The organism is Lyngbya sp. CCY1209 (assembly GCF_055795065.1).
The window spans coordinates 1-19,227 of sequence record NZ_JAYFER010000335.1; the positions used below are offsets into that span (position 1 = coordinate 1).

At 53.3% G+C, this 19,227-nt stretch carries 18 protein-coding genes; 7 read left to right on the top strand and 11 right to left on the bottom strand.

Going from position 1 to position 19,227, the window contains the following annotated elements; all coding sequences use genetic code 11:
- Positions 1–107 precede the first annotated feature (107 nt).
- Both fumC and smpB read right to left on the bottom strand, forming a co-directional pair.
- Positions 108–1,517, bottom strand: a complete 1,410-nt coding sequence (gene fumC / locus AC0QHF_RS09620; protein ID WP_324703988.1) for a class II fumarate hydratase — start codon at positions 1,515–1,517, stop codon at positions 108–110.
- 68 nt (positions 1,518–1,585) lie between these two features.
- Positions 1,586–2,053, bottom strand: a complete 468-nt coding sequence (gene smpB, locus AC0QHF_RS09625; RefSeq protein WP_324703989.1) for an SsrA-binding protein SmpB — start codon at positions 2,051–2,053, stop codon at positions 1,586–1,588.
- Between the two features lie 176 nt (positions 2,054–2,229).
- Here smpB and AC0QHF_RS09630 point away from each other — a divergent pair, with 176 nt between their 5' ends.
- The 3 genes from AC0QHF_RS09630 to AC0QHF_RS09640 are packed head-to-tail and all read left to right on the top strand — an operon-like array spanning position 2,230 to position 3,751.
- Positions 2,230–3,093, top strand: coding sequence for a Tab2/Atab2 family RNA-binding protein (locus tag AC0QHF_RS09630; protein WP_324703990.1), 864 nt, complete (start codon positions 2,230–2,232; stop codon positions 3,091–3,093).
- A gap of 18 nt (positions 3,094–3,111) precedes the next feature.
- Positions 3,112–3,423: a DUF433 domain-containing protein gene (locus tag AC0QHF_RS09635; RefSeq protein WP_324703991.1), complete on the top strand. Its 312-nt coding sequence runs from the start codon at positions 3,112–3,114 to the stop codon at positions 3,421–3,423.
- Entirely contained in the window at positions 3,416–3,751 is a 336-nt protein-coding gene (locus AC0QHF_RS09640; RefSeq protein ID WP_324703992.1) for a DUF5615 family PIN-like protein, read from the top strand. The genes AC0QHF_RS09635 and AC0QHF_RS09640 overlap by 8 nt, the downstream gene beginning before the upstream one ends.
- A 159-nt stretch (positions 3,752–3,910) precedes the next feature.
- Here AC0QHF_RS09640 and AC0QHF_RS09645 read toward each other — a convergent pair whose 3' ends face one another.
- Both AC0QHF_RS09645 and uvrA read right to left on the bottom strand, forming a co-directional pair.
- Positions 3,911–4,792 carry a DUF1036 domain-containing protein gene (locus AC0QHF_RS09645; protein ID WP_324703993.1) on the bottom strand — a complete coding sequence of 294 codons (882 nt, stop codon included), beginning with the start codon at positions 4,790–4,792 and terminating at the stop codon, positions 3,911–3,913.
- 275 nt (positions 4,793–5,067) lie between these two features.
- Complete coding sequence (gene uvrA / locus AC0QHF_RS09650; protein ID WP_324703994.1) at positions 5,068–8,058, bottom strand: excinuclease ABC subunit UvrA; 2,991 nt, start codon at positions 8,056–8,058, stop codon at positions 5,068–5,070.
- Between the two features lie 410 nt (positions 8,059–8,468).
- Here uvrA and AC0QHF_RS09655 point away from each other — a divergent pair, with 410 nt between their 5' ends.
- The gene (locus AC0QHF_RS09655) at positions 8,469–9,725 is read left to right on the top strand and encodes a uracil-xanthine permease family protein (RefSeq protein WP_324703995.1); all 1,257 of its coding nucleotides are present in this window, start codon (positions 8,469–8,471) and stop codon (positions 9,723–9,725) included.
- Positions 9,726–10,168: 443 nt separating this feature from the next.
- Positions 10,169–10,729 (top strand): transposase, encoded by a 561-nt coding sequence (locus tag AC0QHF_RS09660; RefSeq protein WP_324703996.1) that lies wholly within the window; start codon positions 10,169–10,171, stop codon positions 10,727–10,729.
- Positions 10,730–11,078: 349 nt separating this feature from the next.
- On the opposite strand, the gene AC0QHF_RS09665 is transcribed toward AC0QHF_RS09660, so the two are convergent.
- From AC0QHF_RS09665 to speE, 5 genes are all read right to left on the bottom strand, one after another.
- Complete coding sequence (locus AC0QHF_RS09665; RefSeq protein WP_324703997.1) at positions 11,079–12,401, bottom strand: permease; 1,323 nt, start codon at positions 12,399–12,401, stop codon at positions 11,079–11,081.
- A 52-nt stretch (positions 12,402–12,453) separates the two neighbouring features.
- Positions 12,454–12,699, bottom strand: coding sequence for a thioredoxin family protein (locus tag AC0QHF_RS09670; RefSeq protein ID WP_324703998.1), 246 nt, complete (start codon positions 12,697–12,699; stop codon positions 12,454–12,456).
- Positions 12,700–12,886: 187 nt separating this feature from the next.
- Positions 12,887–13,291, bottom strand: coding sequence for a heavy metal-responsive transcriptional regulator (locus tag AC0QHF_RS09675; RefSeq protein WP_324703999.1), 405 nt, complete (start codon positions 13,289–13,291; stop codon positions 12,887–12,889).
- 30 nt (positions 13,292–13,321) lie between these two features.
- On the bottom strand, positions 13,322–14,389 hold the full coding sequence (locus AC0QHF_RS09680) for a branched-chain amino acid aminotransferase (protein WP_324704000.1): 1,068 nt from the start codon (positions 14,387–14,389) through the stop codon (positions 13,322–13,324).
- Between the two features lie 138 nt (positions 14,390–14,527).
- Complete coding sequence (gene speE / locus AC0QHF_RS09685) at positions 14,528–15,469, bottom strand: polyamine aminopropyltransferase (protein ID WP_324704001.1); 942 nt, start codon at positions 15,467–15,469, stop codon at positions 14,528–14,530.
- Between the two features lie 257 nt (positions 15,470–15,726).
- Between speE and AC0QHF_RS09690 the strand changes: the two genes are divergently transcribed.
- Entirely contained in the window at positions 15,727–16,533 is an 807-nt protein-coding gene (locus AC0QHF_RS09690) for a class I SAM-dependent methyltransferase (RefSeq protein WP_324704002.1), read from the top strand.
- Between the two features lie 349 nt (positions 16,534–16,882).
- Here the strand turns inward: AC0QHF_RS09690 and AC0QHF_RS09695 are convergent, their stop codons facing one another.
- Positions 16,883–17,941: an RNA-guided endonuclease InsQ/TnpB family protein gene (locus AC0QHF_RS09695; protein WP_324704003.1), complete on the bottom strand. Its 1,059-nt coding sequence runs from the start codon at positions 17,939–17,941 to the stop codon at positions 16,883–16,885.
- Between the two features lie 45 nt (positions 17,942–17,986).
- Between AC0QHF_RS09695 and tnpA the strand changes: the two genes are divergently transcribed.
- Positions 17,987–18,391, top strand: coding sequence for an IS200/IS605 family transposase (gene tnpA / locus AC0QHF_RS09700; protein ID WP_324704004.1), 405 nt, complete (start codon positions 17,987–17,989; stop codon positions 18,389–18,391).
- Positions 18,392–18,635: 244 nt separating this feature from the next.
- Here tnpA and AC0QHF_RS09705 read toward each other — a convergent pair whose 3' ends face one another.
- Positions 18,636–18,848 (bottom strand): hypothetical protein, encoded by a 213-nt coding sequence (locus AC0QHF_RS09705; protein ID WP_324704005.1) that lies wholly within the window; start codon positions 18,846–18,848, stop codon positions 18,636–18,638.
- Between the last annotated feature and the right edge of the window lie 379 nt (positions 18,849–19,227).

Here is a 19,227-nt window from a genome sequence, read left to right on the forward strand (position 1 = left end):
GACTGGCTCAAACACCCCAACTCCCCATCTGCGAAAATCTGCGAAATCTGCGGACTTATAGCTAGAGATGCGATCGCCCGACAGATTACCCCGGGCGATCGCACCCCCTAACCGTGGGGATGTGCCATCCGGGACGGAACCACAATTTCATCAAATTCCTCGGCGGAAATGTACCCCAAATCCACGCAAACCTGTTTCAGCGTCGAATTCTTCTCCAACGCGACGTGGGCGACTTCCGCCGCCTTATCATAGCCAATTTTCGGACTCAACGCCGTCACCAACATCAGCGACTCTTCCAAATACCCCTCAATTTTGCGCCGATTTGCCCGCAATCCCACCAACAGAAAATCGGTAAAATTATTGCAACTGTCCGACAAAATACTGACCGATTGCAGGAGGTTAAAAATCATCATCGGCTTAAACACATTCAACTCAAAATGACCCTGAGAACCCGCAACAGTAATTGCCATATCGTACCCCATCACCTGAGCCGCCACCATCGTCATCGCCTCGCACTGGGTGGGGTTGACCTTCCCCGGCATGATCGAAGAACCCGGCTCATTTTCCGGTAGAATTAATTCCCCCAAACCGCAGCGGGGGCCGCTGCCCAAAAAACGAATATCGTTGGCAATTTTCATCAGAGAACAGGCCAGAGTTTTCAACGCCCCACTCGCCATCACGATCGCATCGTGGGCGGCGATCGCGGCAAATTTATTGGGGGCAGAAACAAACGGCAAACCCGTCATTTCAGCAATGCGTTCCGCCACCCGTTCCGCGAACCCCGCCGGGGCATTCAAACCCGTCCCCACCGCCGTCCCACCGATCGCCAATTCGTACAGATCCGGCAACACCATTTCGATCCGTTTCAAATCCGCATCCAGTTGGGCGACATAGCCGGAAAACTCCTGTCCCAACGTCAAAGGAACGGCATCTTGCAGGTGCGTCCGGCCAATTTTTACGATGTCCGAAAATTCCTCCGATTTCTGCTGCAAAGCATCCCGCATTTTTCGCACTTTAGGAAGTAAGCGATCACTGAACGCCACCCCCGCCGCGATATGCATCGCCGTCGGAAATGTATCATTAGAAGATTGGGACATATTAACATCATCGTTGGGGTGGACGGGACTTTTGCTGCCCAATTCCCCCCCCGCAAACGCGATCGCCCGGTTGGCAATCACCTCATTCACATTCATGTTACACTGAGTGCCGCTTCCCGTCATCCACACCCGCAAAGGGAAATGATCCGCGAGTTTTCCCCCGATGACTTCATCGGCGGCACGCACCATCAATTCTGCTTTTTCCGGCGCCAATTTCCCCAACTCCTGGTTCGTCAGGGCGGCCGCTTTTTTGAGGATGCCGAACGCCGCGATCGCCTCGGTGGGAATCCGATCTTCTCCGATGGAAAAATAATGAAGCGATCGCTGGGTTTGCGCCCCCCAATAGCGATCGGCGGGAACCTCGATCGCCCCCATGCTGTCCCGTTCGATTCTCATTTGGGCATTGGTTTCATCATTCATCGCCACCACCTCTCCGAGTCTTTCACAACCGTTATCTTAACCCGAAGAATTACCGGCGATCGCAACCCTTAAAACTGTTTCAGAGCCCGCCGCATCGATCGCTCATCATCCCGGCGCCGGACGGTTTCCCGCTTATCGTGGAGTTTCTTACCTCGGGCCAGTCCGATCACCACCTTCACCCGCCCCCGCTTCAAATACATTTTCAGCGGCACCAAAGTCAGCCCCTTCTGTTCCACCTGTCCGATCAATTTGTTGATTTCCCGGCGGTGCAGCAACAGTTTCCGCGTCCGGCGGGGGTCGTGATTGAAAAAAGTACCCGTATTCTCATAGGGCGAAATGTGGACGTTGATCAGCCAAGCCTCTCCACCTCGCAGCAAGGCATAGCCATCCTGCAAGTTGACGCGCCCCGCCCGGATCGACTTCACCTCCGTACCTTTGAGTTCGATGCCGGCCTCGTAGGTGTCCAGGATCTCGTACAGATAGCGGGCTTTGCGGTTATCCGTGACAACCTTGTATCCGTTACTCTCTTTACTCATAACCCGTTATTTTAACACAAAGAATTGGGTGGGGGGAATTTTAGATTTGAGATTTTAGATTCTTTCCATCTTCTCCCCGCCTCCTCCGCCCCCCGACTCCCCACTTCCCACTCCCGACTCCCCAACGATATGGGACAATTGAAATTCGAGTTTGTACAACGAATTTTAAGATCGGCATGAAGGGAACGATTTGGGAACTGGATTTTTACAGCCGCCCCCTGCGGGACGACGAGGGAAAAAAGGTGTGGGAGGTGATCATCTGTGAAACCCCCCTGGACGTGCGCGATCGCGCCGAATCCCTGTTTCGCTACACGCAATTTTGCCCCAGCAACACGGTGAATTCGGGCTGGCTGCAGGGGGCCATCAAAGATGCGATCGCCCAGGCACCAGCCCCCCCGACCCGCATCCGCTTTTTCCGGCGTCCGATGGCGAACATGATCACGAAAGCCGCCCAGGAATTGGCCATCCCCGCCGCCGCCAGCCGCCGCACCTACACCCTGGTCCAGTGGTTGCGGGAACGCATGGAGAAGGTGTATCCCACCTATCCCAACTACCAGGAAAGTGCCAACCCCTCAGTGCAATTCATGACGGGCGAACCCAAACCCCTGCCGGACGCCCTCCAGGGGGATCGGTGGGCGATCGTTTCCCTGGAGGCGGGGGCCTTCGAGGAGATGCCGGAATGGGACATCGACTTCGGGGAAGCCTTCGGTTTACCGATGGTGGGGCTGTCCCCGGAAGATCGGGTTCCCGGTTTGATTATTTTCTCGTCCCGGGCTACCCCTCTGGCGGCCTGGATGTCCGGGTTGGAGTTGGCATCGTTGCGACTGGTGGAACAACCCCGCCCCTGTCTGGTTTTGGATACCGGAGAAAGCGAGAGTTGGATCGTAGCGAACCTCCCCGACGCCAACACCCAGGCGGAAGGGCGGGAATTTGAAACGGCGAAAAAAGCGGCCAAAAACGTGCATTTTCTCGCCATCCAATCCGACCCCAACTCGGAAGCCTTCGCGGGATTTTGGATGCTCCAGCAATTGGAATTTTAGAGGTTTGAATCTGTCATTATGGAAGTCACACTCAATCGGCTTATTGAAATCACGCCGGGGGTCCGAGGCGGAAAACCTCGAATTGCAGGGACTCGAATGACGGTCGCCGATATTGCCACCCTCTATTTGCGGATGGGTCAATCTCTGGATTTGATCGCCGGGAAATATAAGCTTCCTTTGGCTTCGGTTTATGCGGCGATGGCATATTATTACGATCGCCGCGATGAAATCGAACGGAGCATTCGAGAGGATGAATTGTTCGCAGACTCATTGCGGGATAATTATCCATCTCGGTTAAATGCAAAGCTGAAGGAGTTGCGCGGTGAGTGACCGCATTCGCTTTCATCTGGATGAAAATGTCGATCCAGATGTGGGATTGGCTTTGCGTCACCAGGGGATTGACGTGACGATGACTCGTGAAATGGGACTGCTGGGGCTCTCGGATGAAGCCCAGTTGACGTTTGCCCGCAACGAGGGACGAGTCATCGTCACCCATGACGCTGATTTTCTCAGGCTGGCTAGTCAAAGTTCGGATCATTGGGGGGTCGCCTATAGCAAAAAAAATACGCGATCGCTGGGTGAAATCATCCGCAGTTTGGCTTTAATTTACGAGGTGTTGAATCCCGACGAAATGCGGGGTTGGATCGAGTATTTATAGAAGCCAACGCCTGTTTGTGGGAAAATTTAATTCCCCAAATCGACATCATCGGCGATCGCGGGCGGGTGTTCTTCCAACACCTGTTTCAAATACATCCCGGTATAAGACAGACGTAGGGGCAACCTTATAGGGTTGCCCGAGATTCTCATTTAAAGGGAATTAGGGATTGCAACCTGAAAAGCCCGTTTGAGAAGCAATTGCTGCTCTAGCTGTACTCGGCAATCCGTCATAACTTTGACAAGCTTCGCGAATGTTGTTGGTGATTCTGCTATAAATGCTCGGACCGCCCCGATCGGAAAGGTGAACTTGGAGACGATTGACGAATTTTGCAATTTCCGGAGAAATATTTTGATCGCTACGTCCTCGCCGGTCGGAAGGGCAAGTATCCCACCGACCACAAGCGGTGGGAATATCTAAGTGTTGCGACACGAATAAAACATTTCCATCTCTGTCCAAACCGACAACGTTGACTGTCGCCCTTGTCCCCGAAGTATTAGAATTGCTGACAGCCCGACCTTCAATAACCAACAAACCACTTCGGTAGAGCGTCGCTTTTGCTCCTCCCCATCCTCCTCCTATATCATCGTAGCGTTCGACAACAACCTCCGGCGTTGTTTCAATTGGCGTTTCGCCCCGACAAGTCAAATTAACGTAGTACGAGCCATTGGAAGAGTCGGCGACAACCTTTCTCGGAGAATAGCTACGACCGCCCACAACTAATTCTGGCTGATCGTCCGCTCCCCACATTCTTGAACCGTCAGTGGACTCTGCATAGTAATAAAAGATGCGATTATTTGTCCGAGGCCCGTTTAAAATAGCTCGTTCACCCGCCGAAAACTCATACCAACCATTATCAATCCATTCACCCGAATCTGGATCTAACCAGGATACGGCAACTTTGATCGTGGCAGAATGACAGCCGTTAGAAAAGCCGATTCTATAATTATCTGCCCGAGCAGCAGAAGCAGCCAAGAAGGTACAAACAGTTGCCAAAGCCATACTGGCTGCCGTCTTACCCAATTGGCGGTGAGAGAGTTTCATAAGTCAATACCTCTCTGGATTTCAACTCAACTGTTTAACTACATATTCAATCCTTCCAGAGTGAAACAGGAAAAATACAGCAAGATTTTGAGTGCATCAAAAAAAATTTTTGTCAATAGAAATCAACATTTTTTTACATTAAATTACACTTCTTTACAGAAAGTCGAATCAAAATTGCGCGATCGCGGTTCGCGCACAGATTCCAAAATCCAACCCATGTACTGACGTTTATAGCCTCCAAAAAATATAGAGAATTATGGGAATCAATTTTCCGACTAATTCCCCAAATCGACATCATCGGCGATCGCGGGCGGATGTTCTTTCAACACCTGTTTCAAATACATCCCGGTATAAGAACTCGGATGATCTGCCACATCTTCCGGCGTTCCCGCAACGATCACTTCCCCGCCGCGATCGCCTCCTTCCGGTCCCAAATCCACCACCCAATCCGCGCAGCGAATCACATCTAAATTATGTTCGATCACGATAATCGAATTACCCTTATCCACCAACCGCTGCAACACATTTAACAACTGGTGAACGTCATAAAACGAGAGTCCCGTCGTCGGTTCGTCGATCAAATACAACGTCTTCCCCGTCGCCCGTTTGGACAATTCCGACGCCAATTTCACCCGCTGGGCTTCCCCGCCGGAAAGGGTGGGGGCCGGCTGTCCCAAATGGATATAACCCAAACCGACATCTAATAAAGTTTGCAAACGGGTGGCGGCGCGGGGGATATTTTTAAACACCTCCAACGCTTCCTCCACCGTCATATTCAACACGTCCGCAATGGAATAGCCCTTGTATTTCACCTGCAAGGTTTCCCGGTTGTATCTCGCCCCTTTGCACACCTCGCACTGGACGTAAACATCGGGGAGAAAATTCATTTCAATCACGTTCACGCCCTGCCCCCCGCAGGCTTCGCAGCGTCCGCCTTTGACATTAAAAGAAAACTGTCCCGGCTTGTATCCCCTCGCCTTCGCTTCGATGGTTTCCGCGAAGATCGCCCGGATGATATCGAATACCCCCGTATAGGTGGCGGGGTTCGATCGCGGCGTGCGTCCGATGGGGGATTGATCGATGACGATCGCCTTATCCAGCGCATCCAAGCCCTCAATTTTATCCAACTGTTTCGGAAACGGTACTTTTCTGCTAAAATGGTGTTGGAGGGAGGGATATAATAACTCGTTAATTAACGTCGATTTGCCCGAACCGGAAACGCCGGTGATGCAGACCAATTTCCCCAAAGGAAGTTCGACATCGATATGTTTCAGGTTATTTTGGCGGGCGTTTTTCAAAATTAGCGATCGCCCATTTCCCCCCCGACGTTCCGGGGGCGTTTGAATCTGCTTTCGCCCGGACAGATAGGCGCCCGTCAGGGATTTTTCCGCCTTTAACAGATTCTCCAAATCCCCCGCCGCGACAATTTCGCCCCCGTGAACGCCCGCCCCGGGGCCTATATCCACCAGCCAATCGGCGGCGCGGATGGTTTCTTCGTCATGTTCGACGACGATCAAAGTATTCCCCAAATCCCGCAATTTTGTCAACGTTTTTAACAGCCGTCCGTTGTCCCGCTGATGCAATCCGATGCTGGGTTCGTCCAAAACATACAAAACCCCCGTCAAACCGGCACCGATTTGAGTCGCCAACCGGATGCGTTGCGCCTCTCCCCCCGACAAAGTAGAAGCCGATCGCGATAATGTCAAATAATCCAATCCCACGTCAACCAAAAATTGCAATCTCGCCCGAATTTCCCTCAGCACTAAATCGGCAATTTGGGCTTGGCGATCGCTCAATTTCAACTGATTAATTCGATGCACGCAATCCCGGATCGAAACTTCCGTCAAATCGGTGATTCGGCACTGTCCCAGCCGCACCGAAAGCGCCTCCGGTTTCAGCCGTTGTCCTTGACAAACTTCACAAGCCTGGTCGATCAAATACTGTTCCATTTTCTGCTTTTGCAATTCGGAACTGGTATCGTTATATTGGCGCTGCAACATCGGAATTGCCCCGATGTAGGGGCGGTGATAACCCCGACTTTCCCGGTAGCGAGAATCCGTCTCGATCCAAATTGCTTCCTCACTGCCGTAGAGGAGGATATGTTGCTGTTTGGGGGTGAGTTTTTTCCAAGGCGTGGCGATATCGAATCCAAACGCCTGGGCGACACTGTGCAGCAGGGATAAATAGTAGGAATTATCTCTGTCCGACCAGGGCGCGATCGCGCTGTAAACCGGCTGTGAGGGGTCGGGAACCACCAATTCCGCCGCAAATGTCCGCAGGTGTCCCAGGCCGTGGCAGGCGGGACAGGCACCGTAGGGAGAGTTGAACGAAAACAGTCTGGGGGAGAGTTCTTCCATGACCGCCCCGTGTTCGGGGCAGGCGAAGTTTTCGGAAAAAACAAGTTGGTGGGTGTGGTGATTTTTTAAATAGGAATTGGCGGATTTTTCGGCAGCTTTCAGGGCGGTTCCCGATCGCGCTTCAGTGTGATCCAAAATTTCGATAACGGCGACACCCCCAGAATGGCGCAGGCAGGTGGTGAGGGAGTCCGCCAGCCGTTCTTGCAAACCGGGTTTGACAATCAGGCGATCGATGACAATTTCGATGGTGTGGGCGTGGTTTTTATCCAACTCGATCGCGTCGGAAAGTTCCAAAATTTCGCCGTCGATCCGGACTCTGACGAAGCCTTCCGAAGCCAAACTGGACAACAATTTGCGGTGGGTTCCTTTCTTGCCGCGAACCACCGGGGCGAGGATCAAAAACTTGGTGCGATCGGGAAGTTCCAGGACGCGATCGCACATTTCATCGACGGTTTGGGGGGCGATACTGCGATCGCAAATCGGACAATGGGGCTCTCCGGCCCGCCCGAATAATAATCGCAAATAATCGTAAATTTCCGTCACCGTCCCCACGGTGGATCGGGGGTTGTGGGAGGTAGATTTTTGGTCGATGGAAATAGCCGGACTCAACCCCTCGATCGCGTCAACGTCCGGCTTGTCCAACTGCCCCAAAAATTGGCGGGCGTAGGCGCTGAGGGACTCGACGTAGCGGCGCTGTCCCTCGGCGAAAATCGTGTCGAAGGCCAGGGACGACTTCCCGGAGCCCGACACGCCGGTAAACACGATCAGGCGATCGCGGGGAAGTTCCAGGTCGATATTTTTGAGGTTGTGCTGTCTCGCCCCCCGGATGCGGATGCTGTTCAGGCTGACAGGATGATGGCCATTGGGGGAGGTGGCGGGCAGATCGGAGAACTTGGCAGGTTTGCTCATTGGGGACGGCGCGATACACTCGTTACATATCTTAGCGTTACCGCCCCGGTTGCGGTTCCGTCGCCGGGTAGGGACTCGGGTCGCGATCGCTTGACAGGGCAACTCAAACCGCCATTATTAATAGAGATGAAACCCCAAAAATTAACCCATCTCGCCCAATGAGCGCCTTCAAAGTCCCCCTTTTCAAGGGGAATAATGGGGGTTCTTTACCGCCATTCCCATCCTCAGATCCCCCCCCGCCCCCATCCCCCCCAACCCCCCTTTGTAAGGGGGGAGATAAGGGGGAGCCATTGGGATTCAAAGTCCCCCTTATTAAGGGGGATTTAGGGGGATCGAATTTCACAGATTCAATCAAGAGATTCTATCGATTCTTCAATTTTATCACAATCAATCTTCGACAACCTCACCCTATGATCGACGAATCAACCTCCGACATTCAAGAACAGCAAGCCGAAAAAACCGCCTACAAATTTCATTGGCGGTACATCCCCCTCGGTGCCCAAATTCTATTTATCGCCTTCGGTGCCCTGGTTTTGATCCCAATTTTAACCGGATTAGATCCCAACGTCGCCCTATTTACCGCCGGACTCGGAACCCTCGTATTTCAACTGGTAACGGGCGGGAAAGTTCCCGTTTTTCTCGGGTCTTCCTTCGCCTTCATCGCCCCCATCCAACTGGGTATCAAACAATATGGAATTGCGGAAACTTTGTCCGGATTAGCAGCGGCCGGAATCCTTTATTTTCTACTCAGTGTTGCGATCGCCCTGCGGGGTTCCGGATTTTTGATGAGACTCCTGCCCCCCATCGTCACCAGTCCCGTGATCATGGTGATCGGACTGTCCCTCGCCCCCATCGCCATCGGCATGGCTTCCGAAGCCGGGGAAGGGTACGGAAAATGGGCAGCTTTGGCGGTTTCCGGCGCGGCACTTTTTGGAACCATGATGACCACATTATTCGGCCGGGGATGGTTGAGATTGGTTCCGATTTTGGTGGGGCTCAGTGCCGGTTATATCGTCGCATTTCCGCTGGGGATGGTTGACTTTTCTGGCATTGCCGAAGCGCCCTGGTTCGCGATACCGAAATTTACAACACCCGTATTTCACCTACCTTCAATTCTGTTTATTTTACCCGTGGCGATCGCCCCCGCGATCGAACATTTCGGCGATATCATCACCATCGGCGCCGTCGCCAAAAAAGACTATTTCCGAGATCCGGGAATCCACAGAACCCTCCTCGGAGACGGTTTGGCGACCAGTCTGGCGGCGTTTTTCGGCGGGCCGCCCAACACCACCTACTCGGAAGTGACCGGGGCCGTCGCCCTGACAAGAATTTTCAACCCCGGCGTGATGACGTGGGCGGCGATCCTGGCGATATTATTAGCTTTCGTGGGCAAACTGGGGGCATTTTTGCGGTCAATTCCCGTCCCGGCGATGGGGGGGATTTTGGTGATTTTATTCGGTACGATTGTGGTAGTGGGAATCAACAGTCTCGTCCGTTCGGGGGAGGATTTGATGAAACCCCGAAATCTGGCGATCGTCGCCGTTATCCTGGTTTTTGGGGTGGGCGGAATGGCGATCGAAGCCGGAAAATTTGCCTTGGAAGGGATCGGTTTTTCGGGGGTTTTCGGCCTATTGTTAAATTGGATTTTACCCGAAGATTTGGAGTGATATCGTAGGGGCGCAAGGCACGGCGCCCATTTCAGTTTTTGTTAATTCCCGTGCAGTGTCGGGGTGCGATCGCGTCGGGAAGGCGATCGTATCGAGGGCGAATGCCATTCGCCCCTACAAAACGCCCAATTCATATCGTAGGGGCGCAAGGCACGGCGCCCATTTCAGTTTTTGTTAATTCCCGGGCGGTGTCGGGGTGCGATCGTGTCGGGGGCGAATGCCATTCGCCCCTACAAAACGCCCAATTCATATCGTAGGGGCGCAAGGCTTGCGCCCATTTCAGTTTTTGTTAATTCCCGGGCGGTTTCGGGGTGCGATCGCGTCGGGGGTGCGATCGCGTCGGGGAGGCGATCGCGTCGGGGAGGCGATCGTATCGAGGGCGAATGCCATTCGCCCCTACAGGATGTAAAATTAATTGGGATGATTGATTGACATTGATAAAAATGAATTATCATCCCGATCGCCACCATCGCCGTTCGATTCGCCTGCCCGGATATGATTATTCCCAGTCGGGTTGGTATTTTGTCACAATTTGCTCGTATAAAAAACAGTGCATATTTGGGGATATTAAAGTTGGAAAAATTTGTCTAAACTATATCGGCACTATCGTTCGGGAAGAATGGTTGAAATCGGCTCAGATGCGCCAAGAGGTTGAATTGGATGAATGGATTATTATGCCGAATCACATACATGGAATTGTGGTGATTGTCAACGGCGATCTTGACACCAATGGGGCGCAAGCCTTGCGCTCCTACAAAAAGCCGCGATCGCTCTCATCATTTATCGGTGGCTTCAAATCGTCTGTCACCAAAAGAATTAAAGAATTTAGTCAACAACCCAGTCCTCCGGTATGGCAACGAAATTACTATGAATCAATTGTGCGAAATGAACGGCACTTAAATCAAATTCGGCAATATATTATTGACAATCCACAAAAATGGGATGAAGATCCTGAAAAACCCCAAAATCAATCTCAAGACATATTTATCGATTTATTATTTTAATACGGTGTGATCGCTCTATGTAGGGGCGCAAGGCTTGCGCCCATTTCAGTTTTCGTTAATTCCCGGGCGGCGTCGGGGGGCGATCGCGTCGGGAAGGCGATCGCGTCGGGAAGGCGATCGTATCGAGGGCGAATGCCATTCGCCCCTACAAAACGCCCAATTCATATGGTAGGGGCGCAAGGCTTGCGCCCATTTCAGTTTTTGTTAATTCCCGGGCGGTGTCGGGGTGCGATCGCGTCGGGAAGGCGATCGTATCGGGGAGGCGATCGCGTCGAGGGCGAATGCCATTCGCCCCTACAAAACGCCCAATTTATATCGTAGGGGCGCAAGGCACGGCGCCCATTTCCAATTAAACGATCGCCCCATAAATAATGCCGCTCAATGCCGCCATCACCACCACCAACGCCACAAATACGGCGGTTTTTTTCGTGCCGATAATGCTGCGAATCACCAGCATATTGGGGAGGGATAAAGCCGGACCCGCCAGCAACAGCGCCAGGGCGGGTCCTTGCCCCATGCCGTTGCCGATCAACCCCTGCAAAATGGGGACTTCCGTCAACGTCGCGAAGTACATGAACGCACCGGCGATCGCGGCGAAAAAATTGGCGAAAATTGAATTGCCACCCACGGCCAAAACCACCCATTCCGAGGGGATCAACGCCTCTTCTCCCGGACGCCCCAACAGCGCCCCCGCAATCAATACCCCCATCAATAATAAAGGCAAAATTTGTTTGGCATAATCCCAGGAAGACTCGAACCATTCCCCGGCTTCATTTTTGTCGGTACTCGTCAGCCAAGAGAACCCGACGAGGGCGAAGCTGAAGGGGACGAGGGGCTGTTCTTGAAACTGCCAAGACAGTACCGCCGTCACAATTGAAATTAAGAAGACTTTGCCGGGATTGAGATGCAACCAGGCGATCAGAATAGCAGCCAAAGCGATGCCGAAGAATCCGGTTATCCACCATTTCAAGGAATAGATAACGAACCAAAAACCGGCTGCCACATCGGGTTGCGCCCAGTTGGAAAACACCAGAATGCCGACGAGAACGGCAAAAAATAGGGCATTTTGCCACAGGGGGCGGGTGTCGTCTTCGTCGGGCAATGCGGCGGCGGGGTTGACTTTTTCGAGTTCTTCGGTGCGGAAAATCCACTGCATCGCCAAGCCGATAACAATGCTAAAACCGATCGCCCCCACTGCCCGGGCAATGCCGATTTGCAAGCCCAAAACTCGGGCGGTGAGAATCATCGCCAGAACGTTGATCGCCGGACCCGAATACAAAAAAGCCATCGCCGGCCCCAAACCCGCCCCCATGCGGTAAATTCCGGCAAATAGGGGCAGAACTGTACAGGAACAGACAGCCAAAATTGTCCCGGATACGGAGGCGACACCGTAGGCGAGGAACGGATTGGCTTTTGCCCCCAGGTATTTGATGACGGAATCTTGGCTGATAAAAACCGCGATCGCACCCGCAATAAAAAAGGCGGGAATCAGACACAATAAAACGTGTTCCTGGGCGTACCACCGCACCAAATACAGGGCTTCCCAGAAGGCGTTTTGCAGCCGTTCGGACTGTTTGAGGGCTTCTATCGGCAGGTAAAAGCACAGTAAAAACGCGACGACAATCAGGGCGAGAGGCTTCCACTGGTCCCGCCAAAAGGGTGAAATTTGCATGGTCGTTTCTCCTCGAATTTTGCCGGGGCGATCGCTTCCAAAAGACTCTAAATTAAGAATTGATGTGGGATTGAATTTGTTCGGGGGTGAGGAGTTTCCCCTGACTCACCACGACGTTATCGACGACGAGGGCGGGGGTTTTCATAACCCCCCGTTCGGCGATTTTCAGCGGTTCGGTGATGTGTACCACCTCCGCCTCCAGGTTCAGGGCGGCGATCGCTTCTTTGGCGTTGGCTTCGAGTTGGTGGCACTTTTTGCAACCGGTTCCCAATACTTCGATTTTGACGGAACTCATCATCCGATTTCTCCCAAATGAGAACTGACACCGATCAGTTTAATCCCTATACCTAGGTATAATGTCAAGGGGGCGGGGAATTTTAGAGTTTAGATTGTCGGGGCCCCTGGCTTGCGCCCTGATGTGAGATTCTCCTCCGCCTCCTCTGCCCCTGGAACCCCTCCAGCCATTTTAATGAAACGGCTTTGACTCAAGGGGGGTCGGATTTCCACTCGTCCAAGACGACACATTCTCGGGGGGAATCGATCTGGTCTTGACACCGTTGGACGAGGGGCGACAACTCGTCGTGGAACGCCTGCAATTGGTCGATTTTTTCGCGAATTTCTGTCAATTTTTCATGCAAGCGATCGTAGACCGCCTGACAGGTGAGCGATCGCCCATCTTTCAACTCCAAAATTTCTCGGATTTCCTCCAACGTCAACCCCAAGGATTTGACCCGGAGAATGAAGGCGAGACGCCCCACATCTTCCTCGGAAAAAAGGCGATAACCGGCCTCCGTGCGTCGGGGAGACGGAATCAACCCTTTCCGTTCGTAAAAATAGATCGTCTGCGGATTGACACCCAGGCGGCGGGCGACTTCACTGATTTGAAACATGAGTTATCCCATCGCCCCCCGACTCCCAATTCAAACCCGATCAATCCAACCGTGCGGATCTTCGCACTTGCCAGTTTTGATGTCTTCCAATGCCTGCAAAACTCGGTTGCCGAGTTTGCGTTCCGTCACCGGAGGTAAAATCAGATCCCGGCCCTGATATCCGATGGTGGAAATGTGGGCGATGGTGGCGGCGGTCCCCATGCCGAAAGCCTCCGTCAAAGTGCCGCTCCCGCAGGCTTCGGCAACTTCGTCGATCGCGATCGCCCGTTCCTCGACGGGAATACCCCAATCCCGAAATAAAGTCAGCACGCTGTCGCGGGTAATCCCGGCCAAAATCGTCCCAGTGAGTTTGGGGGTAACGACCACGCCATCGATGACAAACGCCAGATTCATCGTCCCACATTCTTCGATATACTTGCGGTGGATGCCGTCGAGCCAAATCACGTTGTCGTATCCCTTCGCCTTCGCCTCGCGATCGGCCAGCAGGCTCGCCGCGTAGTTTCCGGCGACTTTTGCCGCCCCCGTCCCCCCTTCAAACGCCCGGACATATTGATCCGTGACGATCAATTTGACCGGGTGGGAATAGTAGGCCCCGACCGGACAGGTGAGAATCACAAATTTGTAAGAGTCGGACGGTTTCAAGCCGACGGATTCATCCGTGGCAAAATAGACGGGGCGGATGTACAAAACGCTGCCCTTTTTATTGGGAATCCAGTCCGCATCCAACCGGATCAACGCCGCCAACCCGTCCATAAAAACCGATTCGTCAATCGGGGGCATACAGAGGCGATCGGCGGACTGATTGATCCGTTTGAAGTTGTCGCGGGGTCTGAACAACAGCGGTTCCCCCGCCCCACTCTTATAGGCTTTCATCCCCTCAAAAATCGCCTGCCCGTAGTGGAGGGCGGAGCTGGCCGGCGACAGTTCCAGCGGACCGTAGGGGACGATTTTCACATCCCGCCACTTTCCCTCAGCGTAGGTCGCCGTCAGCATATGATCGCCAAAAATTTTCCCGAAGGGAATCTCGTCCCGGTCGAGTTCGCGGAGGCGGGAATTTGGCGTTTTTTCAATGGGGATCTGGGGCGGCTGAGTTTCCATCTGAGTCTGAGGTCTGGCAATGCGATCGTTCGCTCTCTAGCATACCGCTTTTTGGGGCGGTATTCGGGAGTCGGTATTCGGGAGTCGGGGGATCGTTTTCCCGGGATCTCCCCGGAGTCTCCTCTCCCCCCACCCCAATTAGTTGCCTTTTCCTTTCCCGAAGAACTTGGGCGGTTCGGAAAGGGTGTAGACTTGGGTTTCGGCCGCGATCGCTTCCCGCAGGTGTCGGGGAATTTGAAATAACCCCAGCAGGGTGATGCCGTCGAACATTTTCATTTTCCCCGTGGTGTGCTGCTCGAGGAGGCGGTCGGTCGTCTCCGGCTGCGGATAGGGGTCGATGGGTTGTCCGGAGGCGAGGGCGAATCCCCAGGGGGCGCCGTAGGTGGAGATAAAACTGCCGTAGGATTGCACGTGGGGAAAAACCGCTTTGACGGTATTCACGATGCGGACGTGGAGGTGGAAATTTCCGGGGGCGACCGGTCCGGCTTGGATCACGAATGCCCCGTCCTCGGCGAGGACGCGGCGGATCTTTTCAAAATACTCCTTCGTGAACAGTTTGAAGGACGGACCCTCCTCGATGGGATCGGAGAGGTCGGAAATAATCACATCCCAAGTTTGTTCGGTGTTGTCGAGATATTCCAACGCATCCCCCACCACCAACTCGGTGCGCGGGTCGTCGAAGGCGCCCTGGTGCATTTCGGGCAGGTATTGCCGGCAAGCTTCCACCACGTCGCCGTCAATGTCGATCATGACGACCCTCTCGACGGTGTTCCAACGCAGCACTTCCCGGATGGTCGCCCCCTCGCCGCCGCCGAGCACGAGCACCTTCTGCGGGTGGCCCTGGGCGATCATCGCCGGGTGGACCAGGGGTTCGTGGTACAGAAATTCGTCCCCCGTACAGGACTGCCACTTGCCGTCTAGGACGAGGGCTTTGCCGTAGGCGCCCGTTTCGACGATGTACATTTCCTGATAGGGGGTCTTTTGGTGGGCGAGGACGTCGGTCACGCCGTGGGCGTAGATGTCCCAAGGGGTGATGTACTCCGTCATCCAAAAATCAGCCTGAACTTCGCTGCCGGCCATGAAACATCCTCCTGGATCGCCTGTCGATCCGAGTTTTGGGAACGATCTGTAGTTTTTAACACAGAATGGGCTGGCGTGGGAAGAATTGACAATTGACAATTGACAATTGACAATTGACAATTGACAATTAATTTGGAATTCTTGCCTCCCCCCCATCGGGATTGAAGCCTAAACTTTCCTAAAATTTTAGGGTTCGCGATCGCCTTCATGCAGGATACTGAAAGAAAGACAACCCATGTCCTGTCTCGGAAACCCGAATGAAGACAAATACCAAGGATTACCTACCGAGCCCGTCCCGCGATCGCTGGGATGCCATGTTTTATGACCGGCATCACGGCTATGTTTCCAACTTGGGGAAAGACTTGCTGGAGTTGCTCGATCCGAAAACGGGAGAACACATCCTCGATCTCGGTTGCGGAACCGGTCATCTTACCTATCGAATTACGGAGAGCGGTGCCCAAGTCGTCGGCATCGATCGCGCGACGACGATGATCGAGGCGGCGAGTCGAACTTATCCGCAGGTCAATTTTGAAGTGGGAAATGCGGAAAATTTGGAGTGGATCGAACAGTTCGAGGCCGTTTTTTCCAACGCCGTCTTACATTGGGTCAAACCGCCCGAACCGGTCATCGAAAAAGTTTGGTCCGCTTTGAAACCCGGAGGACGTTTTGTGGCGGAATTTGGCGGGCGAGGAAATGTGCGGGCGATCGTGGCGGGGCTGTGCGAAGCCTTGGACGAGGCGGGATATCCGGAAAATAAAACCCTCAACCCCTGGTATTTTCCCGGCATCGTCGAATATGGGACGCTCTTGGAAAATCGCGGATTTCAACTCAGGATGGCCCAACTCTTCGATCGCCCCACCCCCCTCGACGACGGCAGAAACGGGCTGAGAAATTGGCTGGAAATGTTTGCGGGTCAATTCTTTCAATCGATCCCGGCCGCCGAAAAACGCGCCATTATCAACCGGGTCGAAACCCAACTCTCTCCCCAACTCTACCGCCACGGAACCTGGATGGCGGACTATCGCCGCATTCGCATCGTGGCGGTGAAGCCGGAATGCGGTTGACTCGGACTCGCCTGGGGGAGGCACAGGGGCACAGGGGCACAGGGGCACAGGGGCAGGGGAGGAAAATCCTATAGCATTGACTACTCCCCGCGAAGACAGCGACGGGGATTCCCCGGAGGGATTACAGCACTTCTGAGTTAGGATCGACACACCAGGAAGATCCCAAATTCTCAGACGCCTAGGCGAAGTCAAAACGCCTCTTGCGGGGATGCCTTGCATCCCCGTTACTTTTGCTTTGCGACCGATATTCCACGCCCCGTTGCAGTCGGCATTGACCTCAACGCCAGCAGCAGAGCGATAGGTTCCGCGCCGAATGCGCCTGCCTGAAGCCTTCCAACCCTCGGGTTTTTCACGCCAAGACGGGGATGACATCAAGATCTAGCGCTGACGCTTGCGATGTATAGCTTTCCTCCTGTTCAACGAACAAAATGCCGTGGGTCTCACAAAGCTGGGCTATGCGGTTTTTTAGCTTTGCCGTAGGAATCTGGACAAACATTTGGTTGGTTTTGCAGCCCATATTGGCTCCGTCCTTTTGCCTCTGATTCCAGCCAAAGACCACAGTGCCGATGCCATGATTCAGGCAGTGATTGACCACCAGCCGAGCAGCTTTGTTGACGGCATCCCGCATCTGGCGATTACGCTTGCCCGTGAGCTGATCTAGCAACCTGCACCAAAAGGCATGAGGCTTTCCCTCTTTGATGGTGGCGACCCGTTTGTTGTAGAACTGGTTGAGCGCTTTCAGGTGCTTGCCATCCACAATAAAGCTATGCCCCTTGCTGTCTACACAGGTCAGCCAGTTATCAATGCCATGGTCAATAGCCAGCGACTTCTCGGGGTCTAGGGCAACAGGTGCAACTAGCTTCCCAGCACATACCCAAACCGCATCAAAATAACCAGCCCTGGGCACAATCTGAAGCTCTCTAACCTCGGCCCAATCAAGATTGCTAGGGAAGGGTACAAAGATCTCGGGCAGGTCAAACCAGACCTTGCAGGCGGTTCCCATCGGTACTCGGACTTGACCATCAACCAACTTGAGCCAGCGCCTAGGGTAGCTAATCTGAAACATACCGCCAGACTTGCGGTAATTGGGTGGCTTCGGCTTTTCAGTCAGCCCACCGCTGCGCCATAACTTCAGTAGCTCACGGTAGCCCTTGAACGCCTCACCCACGCTGATACAGGTTTGCTGTGCAGCGCTGATATAGAGCGCTTTCATGTGGGCGTTGTGCTTCATCTGGCTCGATAGCCAGCGCCCATTCGAGAATTTACCTGCCTTGAAATACAACTGCCTAGCCAGGTAAACCGTGCAGTTGTAGAGGTTATTTGAAGCCGTGCAAAGATACTCCAGTGCGGCCATCAGGGGAGGGTCGTCAGGGAGTTGATTGACTTGTGCGTCAAAGGTTTTACGCATAAAACAAGTATACTAGAATTGTCGATAAATGGGTAGCCTTCAACAATGCGAGATGAGTCAATCAACTACCGCCACGGCAACCACTCGGTAGGGCTGGCCCATGTTCACCTGGTCTGGATTCCGAAAAGGCGGAAGAAGGTTTTGGTCGGCAACGTCAAGATGAGGCTTGCCGCGATACTGAATGAGGTTGCCCTAGAAAATGACTGGCTGGTCAAGGCTCTGGAAATAGCCCCTGACCACGTTCACGTCCTGGTAGAGCACGGCTCTCAGGTCGCCATTCACCAAATAGTCAAAGCTATGAAGGGGCGTTCATCTAGGCTGCTCAGGCAGGAGTTCCCTCACCTCTGCAAGCTACCTTCATTGTGGACTCGGTCGTATTACTACGAAGCTACAGGGAAAGTCAGCACGGCTAAGGTGACAGCTTACATTAACGACCCTCACCATTCCTGATGGCGGCTAAAGCCGCCGTGTCGCTTTTCCGCCCCGCTCTAAAGAGACGGGGCTACCAATCTCCCGAGTTTTTATCGTGTGAAACGATTCGCAAAAATTAGATCCGCTCAAAGCCCCCAGGATTGGGGGTTTGGGGGCGAGAAAATTGACAAATGGTTTCCGATTGCTAGATCTGTGTTCTTCCTCGGCTTCCCCCGCTTCCCTCGCGCCCTCCGCTTCCTCCGCTTCCCCCCACCCCGACCGGTCAGGATGGTAGGTCGGGAAAATCGGGAATCACCCACTTGGGCGGTTCCGTCCGCTTTTTGCGAACAGCTTCGTCGGCAATCTCGAGTATCTGGTCGAGAGATGTGTTGTCAATAAAATTAGATGTCGATTCGACATATTCCCGATGGGGGCATTTATCCCCCAAAATGCAGCCCTCTTTGCAGGCTTCGGCACAGTTGATGGTCGTTTCCACAATCGTCTCCTCTCTCAAGTTCGACAAACTTTTGACAAATCCCAGCGTCAAAATTGGGTCTGCTTTCAGAAATTGTAATACTCTCACCCAAAATTAACTACCCGACCCGGCCGCAGCCCCGGTGCGATAGAATTGGAGCATTGGTGCGATTCGTTCGGGAATGAAATAGGACTGAAATACCCGAAATAACTTCCTGGTAAGGCTTCCATCCCTCTGGATGGATACAAGGGACACACCCCTGACCAGCCTTATAACTGTCTGTATGTTCCGAAGTTTGGTATCACAAGACACCAAATGAGGTAGGAACTCTCAGGGTCAAAGAGAAAGTTGGAGAATTTTAACAATTCTTAACAATCTCTGAGAGAGGAGGCGATAGCCA

Excerpts from the sequence above, each read along its gene's own strand:
- AC0QHF_RS09635 (WP_324703991.1), top strand. The coding sequence starts at position 3,112 with ATGGAAGTCACACTCAATCGGCTTATTGAAATCACGCCGGGGGTCCGA.
- AC0QHF_RS09630 (WP_324703990.1), top strand. The coding sequence starts at position 2,230 with ATGAAGGGAACGATTTGGGAACTGGATTTTTACAGCCGCCCCCTGCGG.
- AC0QHF_RS09675 (WP_324703999.1), bottom strand. The coding sequence starts at position 13,291 with ATGTTTCAAATCAGTGAAGTCGCCCGCCGCCTGGGTGTCAATCCGCAG.
- smpB (WP_324703989.1), bottom strand. The coding sequence starts at position 2,053 with ATGAGTAAAGAGAGTAACGGATACAAGGTTGTCACGGATAACCGCAAA.
- AC0QHF_RS09695 (WP_324704003.1), bottom strand. The coding sequence starts at position 17,941 with ATGCGTAAAACCTTTGACGCACAAGTCAATCAACTCCCTGACGACCCT.
- AC0QHF_RS09680 (WP_324704000.1), bottom strand. The coding sequence starts at position 14,389 with ATGGAAACTCAGCCGCCCCAGATCCCCATTGAAAAAACGCCAAATTCC.
- AC0QHF_RS09655 (WP_324703995.1), top strand. The coding sequence starts at position 8,469 with ATGATCGACGAATCAACCTCCGACATTCAAGAACAGCAAGCCGAAAAA.
- uvrA (WP_324703994.1), bottom strand. The coding sequence starts at position 8,058 with ATGAGCAAACCTGCCAAGTTCTCCGATCTGCCCGCCACCTCCCCCAAT.
- AC0QHF_RS09665 (WP_324703997.1), bottom strand. The coding sequence starts at position 12,401 with ATGCAAATTTCACCCTTTTGGCGGGACCAGTGGAAGCCTCTCGCCCTG.
- AC0QHF_RS09690 (WP_324704002.1), top strand. The coding sequence starts at position 15,727 with ATGAAGACAAATACCAAGGATTACCTACCGAGCCCGTCCCGCGATCGC.
- AC0QHF_RS09670 (WP_324703998.1), bottom strand. The coding sequence starts at position 12,699 with ATGATGAGTTCCGTCAAAATCGAAGTATTGGGAACCGGTTGCAAAAAG.
- AC0QHF_RS09660 (WP_324703996.1), top strand. The coding sequence starts at position 10,169 with ATGAATTATCATCCCGATCGCCACCATCGCCGTTCGATTCGCCTGCCC.
- AC0QHF_RS09645 (WP_324703993.1), bottom strand. The coding sequence starts at position 4,792 with ATGAAACTCTCTCACCGCCAATTGGGTAAGACGGCAGCCAGTATGGCT.
- fumC (WP_324703988.1), bottom strand. The coding sequence starts at position 1,517 with ATGAATGATGAAACCAATGCCCAAATGAGAATCGAACGGGACAGCATG.
- tnpA (WP_324704004.1), top strand. The coding sequence starts at position 17,987 with ATGCGAGATGAGTCAATCAACTACCGCCACGGCAACCACTCGGTAGGG.
- speE (WP_324704001.1), bottom strand. The coding sequence starts at position 15,469 with ATGGCCGGCAGCGAAGTTCAGGCTGATTTTTGGATGACGGAGTACATC.